Source organism: Larkinella humicola (assembly GCF_008727875.1).
GTDB classification, from domain to species: domain Bacteria; phylum Bacteroidota; class Bacteroidia; order Cytophagales; family Spirosomataceae; genus Larkinella; species Larkinella humicola.
The window spans coordinates 1020842-1034170 of the sequence record NZ_VTWS01000001.1 but is presented as its reverse complement, the minus strand read 5'-3'; the positions used below and the strand labels follow the sequence as shown (position 1 = coordinate 1034170).

At 50.3% G+C, this 13329-nt stretch carries 11 protein-coding genes; 8 read left to right on the top strand and 3 right to left on the bottom strand.

The genetic code is table 11. The annotated features are described in order from the left end of the window. The first annotated feature begins 15 nt into the window (after positions 1 to 15). From F0P93_RS04415 to F0P93_RS04400, 4 genes are all read left to right on the top strand, one after another. On the top strand, positions 16 to 969 hold the full coding sequence (locus F0P93_RS04415; RefSeq protein ID WP_150875073.1) for a YihY/virulence factor BrkB family protein: 954 nt from the start codon (positions 16 to 18) through the stop codon (positions 967 to 969). Between the two features lie 259 nt (positions 970 to 1228). Beyond that, entirely contained in the window at positions 1229 to 2275 is a 1047-nt protein-coding gene (locus F0P93_RS04410; RefSeq protein WP_150875072.1) for a glycosyltransferase family 2 protein, read from the top strand. A 157-nt stretch (positions 2276 to 2432) separates the two neighbouring features. Next, complete coding sequence (locus tag F0P93_RS04405; protein ID WP_150875071.1) at positions 2433 to 3053, top strand: L-threonylcarbamoyladenylate synthase; 621 nt, start codon at positions 2433 to 2435, stop codon at positions 3051 to 3053. A gap of 227 nt (positions 3054 to 3280) precedes the next feature. After that, entirely contained in the window at positions 3281 to 4315 is a 1035-nt protein-coding gene (locus F0P93_RS04400) for a hypothetical protein (RefSeq protein ID WP_225309371.1), read from the top strand. A gap of 312 nt (positions 4316 to 4627) precedes the next feature. On the opposite strand, the gene F0P93_RS04395 is transcribed toward F0P93_RS04400, so the two are convergent. Next, a complete protein-coding gene (locus tag F0P93_RS04395) occupies positions 4628 to 5503 on the bottom strand; it encodes a lysophospholipid acyltransferase family protein (RefSeq protein WP_150875070.1) in 876 nt (291 codons plus the stop codon). A gap of 61 nt (positions 5504 to 5564) precedes the next feature. Here F0P93_RS04395 and F0P93_RS04390 point away from each other — a divergent pair, with 61 nt between their 5' ends. The 3 genes from F0P93_RS04390 (at position 5565) to F0P93_RS04380 (ending at position 10167) form a co-directional block, all read left to right on the top strand. Beyond that, entirely contained in the window at positions 5565 to 6272 is a 708-nt protein-coding gene (locus F0P93_RS04390) for a WbqC family protein (RefSeq protein WP_225309370.1), read from the top strand. A 65-nt stretch (positions 6273 to 6337) separates the two neighbouring features. Continuing rightward, the gene (locus F0P93_RS04385) at positions 6338 to 8866 is read left to right on the top strand and encodes an ATP-dependent Clp protease ATP-binding subunit (RefSeq protein ID WP_150875069.1); all 2529 of its coding nucleotides are present in this window, start codon (positions 6338 to 6340) and stop codon (positions 8864 to 8866) included. 152 nt (positions 8867 to 9018) lie between these two features. Further along, on the top strand, positions 9019 to 10167 hold the full coding sequence (locus F0P93_RS04380) for a hypothetical protein (protein ID WP_150875068.1): 1149 nt from the start codon (positions 9019 to 9021) through the stop codon (positions 10165 to 10167). Positions 10168 to 10177: 10 nt separating this feature from the next. Here the strand turns inward: F0P93_RS04380 and F0P93_RS04375 are convergent, their stop codons facing one another. After that, positions 10178 to 11101 carry an alpha/beta fold hydrolase gene (locus tag F0P93_RS04375; protein ID WP_150875067.1) on the bottom strand — a complete coding sequence of 308 codons (924 nt, stop codon included), beginning with the start codon at positions 11099 to 11101 and terminating at the stop codon, positions 10178 to 10180. 230 nt (positions 11102 to 11331) lie between these two features. Here F0P93_RS04375 and F0P93_RS04370 point away from each other — a divergent pair, with 230 nt between their 5' ends. After that, positions 11332 to 12462: a PorT family protein gene (locus F0P93_RS04370; RefSeq protein WP_150875066.1), complete on the top strand. Its 1131-nt coding sequence runs from the start codon at positions 11332 to 11334 to the stop codon at positions 12460 to 12462. Between the two features lie 64 nt (positions 12463 to 12526). Here the strand turns inward: F0P93_RS04370 and F0P93_RS04365 are convergent, their stop codons facing one another. Then, positions 12527 to 13300, bottom strand: a complete 774-nt coding sequence (locus F0P93_RS04365) for a phosphatidylinositol-specific phospholipase C/glycerophosphodiester phosphodiesterase family protein (RefSeq protein ID WP_150875065.1) — start codon at positions 13298 to 13300, stop codon at positions 12527 to 12529. Positions 13301 to 13329: the final 29 nt, after the last annotated feature.

Genomic DNA, 13329 nt, shown 5'->3' with positions numbered 1-13329 from the left:
TAACGAATCTTCATCATGTTGGAAAAATTGATGCGGTACAATGCGGTGCAACGGGTTATTATTTACCTGCAAAAGCACCAGGCCTTTGATTCGCGGCAGAATTGGTTCGATTTTCTCAAGTGTTTTATTCCGAAGGTGACCGACAACGATACCAGCGAGCGGGCTGCGTCGGTGGCATTCAGTTTGATCCTGGCGGTTTTTCCGGCTATCATCTTTCTGTTTACCTTGATTCCGATGATCCCGATTCCGAATCTGGAAGGACAGGTGATGGATTTTTTTTCACAGGTGTTGCCGGCTTCTACCTACGAAACCGTTAAAACGACGATTTATGACATCATCAGCCGACCGCGGAGCAATGTGCTGTCGTTTGGTTTCTTGCTCGCACTCTATGCTGCCACCAACGGGATTCTGTCGCTGATGATGGCGTTTAACTCGTCGCACAAAACCGGTGAACGGCGCGGTTTTCTGAAAACCCGGCTGATTGCCCTGGGATTAACCATCATGCTGGCCGTAGCCCTGTTTCTGGCCATTGCAGGGCTTGTCGTCGGGGGGGTTCTGACAGACTATCTGATGCACATCAGGATTCTGGATAATGTGGTGGTGACGACCCTGTTGAACATCGCACGGTATCTGGTGGTTTTTGCGGTTTTTGTTGCCGCCATTTCGATGATCTACAAGTTTGCGCCCGACATCGACATGAAGTGGAAATTTGTCAATCCCGGCTGTCTCATTGCCTCTGTTCTGGTGGTGCTAACTACCTATGGTTTTTCCTTTTACGTCTCCAATTTTGGCTCCTATAACAAACTGTATGGTTCCATCGGAACCCTCATTGTGCTGATGATCTGGATCAACCTGGTCTGCCTCCTGCTCATTATCGGCTTTGATCTGAATGTGGCTCTGTATCAACTGGAGGGCGACAAAAACCCGCAGGTGGGGGACAAAACAATAAATGCTCCCCAAACCGCTTAGAGAGCATTTACAATAACCCTAACCCAAACTAATCAGAAGCCAAGCTCTCGGCAAGAACTCTGACCGTTTCTTGCTGACAATCAGTATAAAAACCGTGCCAGTTCCAGCGAATACTTAGTATGCGGTTTCACGGATCTGCCTTTTTTGCCCTCGCCGTTCGCTAAAAAATGTTGCATTTATGGTTTGAATAATCCATACTATTGTCGCGTAAAGAGTTACGGTCTCTTTGTCCGATAATTACCTATCCTTCATCATCATCATGGCTGAAACTCTTGTCGTGGAATCGCAGGGCCTGCTAGCGGATTACCTGTCGTCGCTCAGGCCGCTGGTAACGGTAATTTGTACCAGTTACAACCACGAACGATTTATTACCGAGTCACTTCAATCCGTTCTTGACCAAACGTATCCCATGGTTGAGCTGATTGTCATCGATAACCACAGCCGGGATCAAACAGTCGCCCGGGTGGAAGAACTCCGATTGCAATACCCCCATATTCAGTTGATTCGCAATTCCGAGAACCTGGGCATTTGTCGGGCATTTAACCAGGGGCTCAAACTGGCCAAAGGAAAGTATGTCATTGACCTGTCGGCCGATGATGTGATGCACCGTGAGCGAATTGCCCGGCAGGTGGCCGGTTTCGAGCGGCTGGCGGGGGATTACGCAGTGATCTTTAGTAATGCCGCCTACATTGACGAAGACGGTCAATTGACGGGCTACCATTATCCCATCGATGCCAGCGGCTTGTCTACCATCAATGTGCCTTCGGGCTGGGTGTTCAAGGAAATACTCACTTCCTATTTCGTCTCTACGCCCACCATGATGATGCGCAAAGATGTATTGGAAAGTCTGGGTGGTTACGACGAATCGCTGAGCTATGAGGACTTTGATTTCTGGGTGCGCACGGCCCGGAATTACCGCTATCACTACCAGGACGAAGTGCTGACAAGCAAACGAATGGTCCGTCATTCCCTGTCGACGTTGTTTACTGACCGGCAGAATTCCCTGTTGAGTTCGACGCTGAAAGTGTGTTACAAGGCCTTTGATCAATGCCAGACAACGGAAGAATACCAGGCGCTGGCTGGACGCATTCGCTGGTTTATCCGGCAGTGTTTCTACGCCGAGCAGTTTGAACTCGCGTTCCGGTTTAAAGAATTGCTGGAATTTATAGTGAAGCCCGACTTTCAAACAGCCCTGATTCTGCGTCTTTGTAAATGGCACATTCCGGTCAACGCGCTTTACCGGCGGTATACCCACTGGCTGCAAAACCGCCAGAGCGGTAAGGGTGCTGTTCGGTTATTGGTTTGACAAGCATGGAAGGCTCTGCGACTGAGATGAGCAGCGAAAGAGAAAAGGAAGGCATCACCTTCGTCTTTATTCATACTTCTCTTCTCTTTTGTCTTCCGACCTTGTTATTTGCAACCAAAATGCGTCAGCTTAGTTAAGCCAGTAAGCGATTAAACTTATGTCAGCCGAGTTTTTACGGATTCACCCCGATACCCCTGAAGAGCGAAAAATTCGCCATGTCGTTGATGTCCTGCGCGATGGTGGCGTCATTATTTACCCAACCGATACTATTTATGGGCTGGGTTGCGACATTCACAATACCCGAGCCATCGAACGCATTGCCCGAATCAAAGGCATCAAACCGCAGAAAAATGATTTTTCGTTTATCTGTCACGATTTAAGCCACATTGCCGATTATGCCAAAGTCAGCAACCTGGCCTTCAAAATGATGAAACGTCTGTTGCCCGGCCCCTACACTTTTATTCTGGATGTAAGCCACCGGGTGCCCAAAATCCTGCACACCAATAAGCGGACGGTGGGCATCCGGATTCCGGACCACAGCATCCCGCGGGCCATTGTAAAGGAGCTGGGCAATCCCATCATTACGACGACCATCAAAGACGACGACGATATTGTCCAATACATTACCGATCCTGAAATCATTTTCGAGCGGTTTCAACACCTGGTCGATCTGGTCATTGATGGCGGTATGGGCGGCAACATCCCCTCGACCATCATCGATGCCACCACCGATGACTTCGAAATCGTTCGGCGGGGATTGGGAGAAATTGAAGAGTAACCTGTTTTTCAGATTGAAGAAAAACGCACCTGTTGCTCATTAATTTCAGATTTTTTCTTCCGTTTTCCTACAGAGTTTCTATTTTTGGTGCAACTACGGATTTTAATCTGTATTTAATTTTTTCAAAGGGACACGAACTGCGGTTCGTTGGTAGGGAACAGTTCACATTTATTCATCAAAGCACAGTGGTAAACGGAGGGTGTAAGTCGTGCCGAACGGCATGGAAATTGGTTGCAATTACTTCAATTCTAATTCAATTCAACGCATTAACAGGCTGCTCGGGCAGCAACGGAAGCGGAGACGAAACGAAAAAATCCGACAGCACGGCGGTTCAAACCCCGGCTCCGTTAACGGACTCGGTTCCAGCCCCAACCCCAACCGCGGCAGTAGCGGTTGATACGACAGAAAAAGACCCTTTAAAAGCCGACACCCTGCAATTTGCTGGTACCTTACCCGACACGCTGCTGCCGAAACACCGAATTCTGGCCTTTTACGGCAACCCACATTCCAAGAGAATGGGCATTTTGGGTGAGTTTCCCCGCAAGGAAATGTTGCAGAAACTGGATCGGGAAGCGGAACGCTGGCAAAAAGCCGATCCGTCGAAACCCATTCAGAAGGCACTCCATCTGGTGGCCATCTCGGCTCAGGGAACACCCCAGAAAGACGGAAAATACCGCTTGCGGATGAGTGATAAAACGATTCGCAAAGTGATTAGCTGGGGTGCCCAGCACGGAGCAATTGTGTTTCTGGACATTCAGGTGGGTCTGGCGGATTTGAAAGGTGAGATGGCTTTTCTTGAAAAATACCTGAAGCTGCCGTATGTCCACCTCGGCATCGATCCTGAGTTCTCGATGAAAACGGGCGCCCGTCCGGGAACCCGAATTGGAACCTACGATGCGGCTGACGTCAATGATGCGGTTCAGTTTTTAAGCCGGGTAGTGAAAGAAAACAACATTCCGCCTAAGGTCCTGGTGGTTCACCGGTTCACGCAGCGCATGGTCACCAACTACAAGAACATCAAGCTCGATCCACGGGTTGCCATTGTGATTGATATGGACGGCTGGGGGCCTCCTTCCCTGAAAATCGATTCGTACCGCGATTACATTGTGAAAGAACCCGTACAGTATACCGGTTTCAAATTGTTCTATTACAACGATTTGAAGAAGGTCGACCACCGTTCGAACCACAAAGCCCCGCATGTGATGGAACCGGCAGAGGTGCTGGCCCTGGATCCCAAACCGCTCTACATCCAATATCAATAAATACTATTCCCATAAAGCCTGAAAGGCTTGCCTCCCGTAACTCCGGGCGTCGCCCCGCTTTCCCTGCCCTCCATGATGATCGTTGGACTGGGGATGCCCCGGGCGATGCCCGGGGTTAAGGGAGGCAAGCCTTTCAGGCTTTATGGGGCTGCGGGAGGCTATTATTCTGGCAGCCCCGGGCGATGCCCGGAGTTGAGGGAGGCAAACCTTTCAGGCTTTGTTGGTCTGCGGGAGGTAATTATTTTGGCAGCCCGGGGCGATGCTAAGGGTTAAGGGAGTCAAGCCTTTCAGGCTTCCATTAAATTCATTTTTTTACCACTTCACTTGCGTCTTCACGTACTTGTCCCGTTGGTGCTTCCAGCGTTTGTGTGACCAGAGCCAGTCGGAGGGAGCGTTCCGGAGCGTTATTTCCAGCAGGTCGCGGTACCGGTTCAGGATTTCTCCTTCCGGTAGGGCCAGATACGGCGGTTCGGCAATAGGGTAGAACGTCATCGTGTAATAACCTCGTCGGATGCGTTGCATCTCAATGTAAAAAACCGGAAGACTAAAACTCCGGGCCAGGCGTTCCGTACCCGGATAGAACGGTGTTTCCTGGTTCATAAAAGAGGTCCAGTAGCCATACTCGGGCTGGTCGGGAATCTGATCGGCGACGAGGGCAATCAGCCGCGGTTCATTCCGCCGGGTCACCATCTCGCGGAGCAGGGCTTTCATAGGCACCGGTTTGGCCCCAAAGCTCGAGCGAATGGAATACACCAGCTGCTCTGAAACGGGACTGGCCAGTCTTTTATAGACGGCATCGGCTGGCATGCCATTCACGACGGAAGCGGAGGGCGCCCATTCCCAGTTGCACTGGTGCGACGCCATAATCAAAACCGCCTGCCCCTGAGCCAGTAGGTCCTGCACCAGCTCTTTATTGGTGAAGTGCACCCGCTTTTGTAACTCGTCGGCTGACATACCCGGTAACTTGAACGTCTCCACCAAAACGTCTGCGAAATTGCGGTAAAATTTTCTAGCGATCTGCCGGCGTTCCGTATCCGATTTCTCAGGAAATGAGCGTTTTAGGTTGGTGTCGATCACCGTTTTCCGGTAGCGGATCACATAGGCCAGTACATAGTACAAAACGTCGGCAACCACATACAGGGCAGCAATCGGAATTCTGGAAAGGAAACGAAAAAAGGATAGTGTCATTCGAAAAAGGATAGTCCGGTTCGCAAAAGCATACCGCCAAATTAAAATTTTGCGAAACCGTTTGCTTGTTCAATACGAAATTCATTTATTTGGTGCTATCAACGCGTCGAGTATATTGGAAAAGTACCACGTTGGTCAACTAAGTCAGGGAATTCGGATTGAATTGCACTATCTGCCCAGCCTGACCTATTTCACCGCCCTCTTACCCTTCGATACCGTTTGGCTGGAAGCAGCCGAGCATTATGGAAAGCAAAGTTACAGAAATCGGTGTTATGTCCTGACGGCAAATGGCATCGACCGACTGACGGTTCCGGTACGCAATGGTACGCATAAGCAATCGATTCGTGATGTGCGGATCGATGACCGTCAGGCCTGGACCGATCGTCACTGGCGATGTTTGGTGACGGCTTACAGCAAAGCTCCTTTTTTTGAGTATTATGCTGATGAACTTGAAGCAGTATTTCGCAGAAAATGGGTCTTTCTGTTTGACCTGAATCTCGAACTGCTGACATTGTGTCTGAAATGGCTGCGCTGGCAAAAGACGCTGTCGATGACAAAAGCCTTTGAAAAACAGGTAGGTAGCGAAGTTCTGGACGCCCATGGCCAAATTGCTGATCGGAACGATGAACAAAATGGCAGGTTTTACCACCCGGTTTCGTATCAGCAGAACTTTGGCAATGTATTTGTACCTGACCTTAGCATTCTGGATTTGATTTTCTGCCAGGGAACAGCCGCCACCGACGTTTTAAAGCAGTCTCTCAACCCGTGAACAATACCGAAAAATTTTTCGTTACTACGAAAAGACGCAACTAAGTACGATACAACCCTAAGCGAATGGAAGCTAAATTTTCGAACCGAGTTAAAGAAGTTATCTCGCTCAGCAGAGAGGAAGCCCTGCGTCTGGGTCATGACTACATAGGTACAGAGCATCTGCTGCTGGGTATGATTCGGGAAGGCGAGGGGGTAGCCGTTGGGTTATTGAAAAAATTGGGCATTTCTTTAGATGAACTGCGTGTCACGATTGAGCAGGCGACCAAAGGAACCGCAACCAACAATGTCAAAAATCTGGCCAATATACCACTCACCCGCCAGTCTGAAAAAGTACTCAAGATCACGTACCTGGAAGCAAAAATCTTCAAGAGTCCGCTGATTGGCACCGAGCATCTGCTCCTGTCGATTCTTCGTGATGAGGACAATGTGGCCACCCAGATTTTGAACAAATTTAATGTCAACTACGAGGTAATAAAGGAAATGCTGGAATATCAATCCTCCGGTACACGTCCGCACATGGGCCCCGAAACGGACGACGACGACAACGACCGCGGAATGTTCGGTAGCAGCAGCTCCGGGTCGGGAAAAGATCCGAAAGGGTCTGAAAAGTCGAGAACGCCGGTTTTGGACAACTTCGGACGTGACCTAACCAAACTTGCCGAATTGGGTAAACTTGACCCGATTGTTGGCCGTGAAAAAGAAATTGAACGCGTCGCTCAGATTCTGAGCCGCCGGAAAAAGAACAACCCGATTTTGATTGGTGAGCCCGGCGTTGGTAAAACTGCCATTGCGGAAGGCCTGGCGCTGCGGATCGTTCAGAAAAAAGTATCGCGGGTGCTGTTCGGCAAACGCGTGGTAACCCTGGATCTGGCTTCGTTAGTCGCCGGTACCAAATACCGCGGGCAGTTTGAAGAACGCATGAAAGCGGTGATGAACGAACTGGAAAAATCGCCGGAAGTGATTCTGTTCATCGATGAACTCCACACCATTGTTGGTGCTGGTGGTGCTTCGGGTTCGCTCGATGCCTCCAACATGTTCAAACCGGCTTTGGCGCGGGGCGACATTCAATGTATTGGTGCCACCACGCTGGACGAATACCGCCAGTACATCGAGAAAGACGGTGCTTTGGCCCGTCGGTTCCAGGTTGTGATGGTCGACGCCACGTCGGTTGAAGAAACCATCGAAATCCTGAACAACATCAAGGATAAGTACGAAGATCACCACCACGTCAACTACACCCAGGAAGCGGTGGAAGCGGCCGTAAAACTGTCGGAGCGGTACATCTCTGACCGGTTTTTGCCCGATAAAGCTATCGACGTTCTGGATGAGGTGGGTGCCCGCGTACACATCTCCAACATCTCGGTTCCCGAAGATATTCTGCGGCTGGAAGACAGCATCGAGAACATCAAGAAGGAGAAAAATCAGGTGGTGAAAAGCCAGAAATACGAAGAAGCCGCCCAGCTTCGCGATAAGGAAAAACGCCTGATTGATCAACTGGACCGTGCCAAACTGGCCTGGGAAGAAGAAACCAAGAAGAAACGGTACACGGTTTCGGAAGAAAACGTGGCCGAGGTTGTCGCCATGATGACCGGTATTCCGACCAGCCGCGTAGCCACCAACGAAGGCGCCAAGTTGCTGAACATGGCCGAGCAATTGACTGGTCGTGTTATTGGTCAGGACAAGGCGGTTCAGAAACTGGTGAAAGCCATTCAGCGGACGCGCGTCGGATTGAAAGATCCGAAGAAACCCATCGGTTCGTTCATCTTCCTTGGCCCAACCGGGGTTGGGAAAACGGAACTGGCGAAAGTACTGGCTTCCTACCTCTTCGACAAAGACGATGCGCTGGTGCGGATCGACATGTCGGAATACATGGAGAAATTCAGCGTAAGCCGTCTGGTCGGCGCTCCTCCGGGCTATGTGGGTTACGAAGAAGGCGGTCAGTTGACGGAAAAAATCCGTCGGAAACCGTACTCCGTGGTTCTGCTGGATGAGATCGAAAAAGCCCACCCGGATGTGTTTAACATTCTGTTGCAGGTGCTTGACGACGGTATTTTGACGGATGGGTTGGGTCGCCGGGTCGATTTCCGGAACACCATCATCATTATGACCTCGAACATCGGGGTTCGTGACCTGAAAGATTTTGGTTCCGGGATTGGTTTTGCCACCCGTGGCAAGTCCGAAAACCAGGACGAGATCATGAAGAGCACAATTCAGAATGCGCTTCGGAAAGCCTTCTCGCCGGAATTCCTGAACCGTCTGGACGATGTGATCGTGTTCAACTCGCTGCAACGCGAAGATATTCACAAGATCATCGACCTGATGCTGGGCAAACTGCTTGGTCGCGTTACAAGCCTGGGTTACAAAGTTGAACTGACGGAAAAAGCGAAGGATTTCCTTTCAGAAAAAGGATATGACCCTCAGTATGGCGCACGTCCGTTAAGCCGGGCGATCCAGAAGTTCCTGGAAGATCCCGTCGCAGAAGAGATTCTGAAAGGCGATCTTAAGGAAGGTGATGTGATTATGGCCGACTACGAGGAGAATGCCGAGAACCTGACCATCACGGTGAAGAAGCATGAGCAGGTAACCGAATAAGCTGAATTAAGAACAATTAAGATACGATTTCGAATAGGCTGGACGCAAGTTCAGCCTATTTTTTTTGAAGTTGATAGGAATTGCGGCAGATTGGTTTGGGAATGTTGAACCGGTATTATTATTGCTCTATTCTTTCCGTAACTCAACCTCTTATGAAATTCACGGCTACTCTGTCTTTCTCCCTCCTGCTTGTCCAACTCTCGTTTGCCCAAACCGAACCGGGCCGGGCTCTCTGGAGCGGTACTCTGCAGATCAACACTACGCAACTGGCGGGAGACTACCCCAACGGCTACACCCGGCGAAGTCCTCAACTCACTTTTTCCATCAACCATGGCGTTTTCCTGCAAAACAACTGGATGCTGGGGCTAGCCGTCAGCGGTTCTCATTACAAACAGGTGAATGCCAATACCATTCCGCTCAATCAGCAGTATACGAGGGGTGGTTTGTCGGCTTTTGTCCGAAAATACTGGGGCACCAACAACTGGCGAATCTATGCCGGGGGGGGCATCGGCGGCAGTCTTGATCAATATCGTCAGGAAGTGTATGATGCCGCAACAAGCATCCGGAGCGAAAACCGTACGAATACCTACCAGGTTTCGCCCTTCACCCAGATCGGGGGCGTCTATTTTCTGGATGGCCGTTGGGGAATGGAAGTTTCGACCAACAGCACCATATTCCCTTTCACGTTTAGCGGGTTAACGGCAGGGTTGATCTACATGACCGGCCGGACGCGGTCGGAACGGGACATTCAGGCGGCAACACCTCCAACGGTTGGCTCCCAGGCCCGCGCCGGGCGGTTTACGGTTGGGGCGAGTGTGGTGTTTTCGGGATCGAAAGAAGACGTAAACCTTCGGACTTTTGAATCCCAAAGCCTGATTGCCGCTCCGGCATTGGGCTTTTTTGTCGCCAATAATTTTTTAGTAGGTCTTTCGGTTCCGATCACCTGGAGCAAGAACCAGGGCGCCAACTTCACCAGCGAAACCAGCCTGGGCTTTGCACCGTACGTTCGGGCCTACTTGTCCAACACCCGGCTTCGTCCGTATGTCGGAGCGACGTTCACGTATTCCGCTTACTCCTTTAAGCAGGACCCGTTTCCGAAAGAACAAATTAACCACACCGCCGGGGGAACACTCAATGCCGGGTTAGCTTACCTGATCGGGCAGAATTTCATTGCGGAAGCCAACCTGTTAAACCTCAATGTCAGCAAGCAGACCCAGAACAATGAGTTGAAAAACGGGCTGTGGCTGCAGGGGTTGCAGGTGACCACCTCACCGGCTTTTACAGTTCAGTACGTTTTTTAGAAACCGGCTTCTATAAGGAGTTGCATACGGTTTTACTCACCAGTTGATACAACAGATCAATCGCTTCTTTGGATGTTTCGATACCGTGGCCGGTTTGGCGTAAAATCTGGCTACACTGTAGCGTCAGAATATGCTCTTCGGCCAGTCGAATGGTTTCGTCGGGCGGGAAGAGCGGGTCGTTTTCGCCCAGAATCAGGTAAATGTCCGTGGTGATCCGATGCAACTCTTCCTTCCTGAGGGGAGTCGGATAGTCGCCCCGAAACCGGTGGTTCACTAGCGCATACAGGAGGTAATCGCTGACAAGTTGTCGATAAGCGGGCGGAACCGTGTGGTTTGGAGGACAGAAAATGGCCTTATCCAGAAACGTGTTCAAATTGCCCGGTGTCGGAAACACCATCGGCAGCAGGTTGTAGTAGAGATTTCGGATTGAGGATGAAAAGGACTGAATACCCGCCGGATTGATCAGAATGGCCTTGTTGACCCGTTCAGGCGATTCCAGGCAGAGCCTTAGACAGATCAGTCCGCCGAGTGAAGCGCCCGCCAGGGTCGTTGTCTTTAAACCCAGCCCGTCGAGCAGTTCGGTTGCCCACATCCCATAGTCGTTCGATTTCACGCCGGGACTTTGCCCATCGCTCAGGCTGGGCTGTCCATTGACATCAACCAGAAAATACCGGTACGTTTCGCGGAAAGGCTGCAACGCATTGTCCAGATCCCAGAACAGGCCGCAGGTCCGGGCACCCGGAAAAAAGACCATCGTCGGTGCGTCCAGCAAATGCATATTGGCCGCCCAAATCCGGGTGTTGCCGAACGACGTGGAAACCGTAATCCGCTCGTACCTAAACCCGTTCAGGGCTTCCACCTGCTGGTTCCAGTCTTCCAGAAAAAAAGTAGCTTCGGCTGGGTTTTTAAACGTTGAACGACGGGATGGTTGCATACTGATTCGGGATGGAGCGTGTCTCAATGGACCAAAAATAGCTTCCCGTGGCCGAAGGAAATAAAACTAATGAATAACGGGTGGCTATGGGCTGACAACTGGCAAATTCGGGTGAATACCGGGTAGAAATCAGGTAAAATCAGTTAAAGTGATCTTAACTATTTTTAACGAAGCAATTTTACACATAGGTCAGTGAATCCCTTTATCTTTTCCGGATAAACCACAGCAACATGAAAAAGTATGTACTGATAGCCAGTTTGTGTTTGATTTCCGCACTCGCGGTAGGACAAACGGAAAAGGGCCAGGGGTTTTGGTCGGGCAATGCGTCACTGACTTACACTTCATTTAAGCAAAATCGGAGCGCATTTGAGAATCAGTACCAAAGCTCTGTCAATACGTTTTCCTTCAATCGGGGGGTGTTTTTTAAGGATAACTGGTTAGCCGGTGGTGGGCTAACGGTTTCACTGAACACCATCAATCAGAAAGTCCCGGAGCCTAATCAACAAAATTCGTACAAATCCACAACGGTTGGAACGGGCCTGTCTGGCTTTATAAGACGGTATTGGGGCAAGGATCAGTGGCGCGTGTTTGCGGGGGGCGGCTTATCGGTTAATTACGGAATCGTTCATTACAACGCTGCTGTTACAAATCGATCGGATGAAAATTCCTTTTTCATTCAGCCATACGCGCAGGTAGGAGCAGCTTATTACCTCACCGACCGGATTGGGCTGGAGGCTTCAGCCAGTTCAAATTCATTTCCGCTTCATTTTAGCAGCTTTGGACTTGGTCTAACCATTCTGACTGGTGTGACCAGGAATGGGCCAGATGTATACGAGGCTCCTCAAACGGCAAAGGGGCGTTGGATATTAGGGGGGCAACTCGGATTCTTCACCCAGAGCACCAAGCCCGGCATAGCCTATCCGGAAGGGCAACGAACAACGGAGTTTTCGATCGCTCCTTCAGTCGGATGGTTTGTTAAAAAGAATCTTTTACTCGGTGTTTCGATTCCAATCGTTGCCCGATGGCAGGAGGAGAGGTCAGGGTTTTCTTATGGACTCAACCCTTATCTGAAAAAATACATTTCTGATAACCGGCTAAGGCCTTTCGTTGCGGGCAATTTAAGTTACCAAATTTCTGGAAACAAACCGGACGACGGATACGGTTCCGTCCAAAAGGCGGGCCTGGCAGTAAGTGCCGGTTTGGCTTATCTTTTGGGTGATCGGTTTATTGTGGAAGCTACGCTGGGCCGGATTTACTTTGATCGCAGTTTTTACCCGAAAGACCAGAACATTGACCAATGGACGGGTGGAGCATCGGCAACGCTGCAACCGAGCTTTTCCATCAATTACGTTTTTGATTGAAATAAAAAACCAGTCAAGATGCCGGGGCTTGACCGGTTTTTTGCTGCTATTCTCTGGTGATCGTTTATTTCAACGTCTTAGCACACTCCTCCACTTTGTCGGTGTTGATGTAATCGACACCGATTTTGGCCAGTTGTTTCCAGGTATTGGGGTTATCGGGAGCAGCCCAAAACCGGATCGGTTTGTCCTGAGCGTGCGCCCGTTTGATAAACCGTTTTAGTGTTTCCCGGTCTTTTTCCGGCATTTCGCCTTCGCCGTTCCAGCGGGAATAGGTTTGAAAGGTATCGCTGAAAAGGGCGACGTGTTTGATCGTTTCATCGTCGTATAATTCACTGGGCCGTCCGTCGAACAGGATGTAGGCAGGGTAGTCGATCCAGTTGGCGATGGGTGGACGACTGCCGCTGACCACCAGTTGAATGGCCATCGGATTCATGGCCCGGTCGAAGCAGGTGCGGTAAGGCGCCACGGCTTTCTGCAACTCCTCAAGGGCTCTCTCGCCATTGTCCTTCAGATCGACCAGTAACTGAAACGTGTATTTCCGGTCTTTGCTCACCGATCCATTGACCGACTGGCGGCTTTTATTTTGCCCGAACAAGGCGGCAATGGGCTTTAAATACAGCGAATCCAGCGTTCGGCCCGGCTGAATTTGGGATTTATCATGGGCAACCAGTAACTTACCGTCAACCAGAAAAACGTCGGCTTCAATGGAACCGGCCTGACTTCGGATTGCGGCCGTTAGCGGCTCCGGTTTTTCGTAATCGTTGTGGGCGTGAACTTTCTGAGCAACACTCCATTGACTCCAACAAACGATAAAACAGATACATACAAACCTTGCCATAATGATGAGAGAATGTTCGGTGAAGGGAC

What these genes read in the sequence shown, in the direction of transcription:
- F0P93_RS04380 (WP_150875068.1), top strand. Translation starts at nt 9,019, where the DNA reads ATGAAATTCACGGCTACTCTGTCTTTCTCCCTCCTGCTTGTCCAACTC.
- F0P93_RS04385 (WP_150875069.1), top strand. Translation starts at nt 6,338, where the DNA reads ATGGAAGCTAAATTTTCGAACCGAGTTAAAGAAGTTATCTCGCTCAGC.
- F0P93_RS04405 (WP_150875071.1), top strand. Translation starts at nt 2,433, where the DNA reads ATGTCAGCCGAGTTTTTACGGATTCACCCCGATACCCCTGAAGAGCGA.
- F0P93_RS04415 (WP_150875073.1), top strand. Translation starts at nt 16, where the DNA reads ATGTTGGAAAAATTGATGCGGTACAATGCGGTGCAACGGGTTATTATT.
- F0P93_RS04375 (WP_150875067.1), bottom strand. Translation starts at nt 11,101, where the DNA reads ATGCAACCATCCCGTCGTTCAACGTTTAAAAACCCAGCCGAAGCTACT.
- F0P93_RS04365 (WP_150875065.1), bottom strand. Translation starts at nt 13,300, where the DNA reads ATGGCAAGGTTTGTATGTATCTGTTTTATCGTTTGTTGGAGTCAATGG.
- F0P93_RS04395 (WP_150875070.1), bottom strand. Translation starts at nt 5,503, where the DNA reads ATGACACTATCCTTTTTTCGTTTCCTTTCCAGAATTCCGATTGCTGCC.
- F0P93_RS04410 (WP_150875072.1), top strand. Translation starts at nt 1,229, where the DNA reads ATGGCTGAAACTCTTGTCGTGGAATCGCAGGGCCTGCTAGCGGATTAC.
- F0P93_RS04370 (WP_150875066.1), top strand. Translation starts at nt 11,332, where the DNA reads ATGAAAAAGTATGTACTGATAGCCAGTTTGTGTTTGATTTCCGCACTC.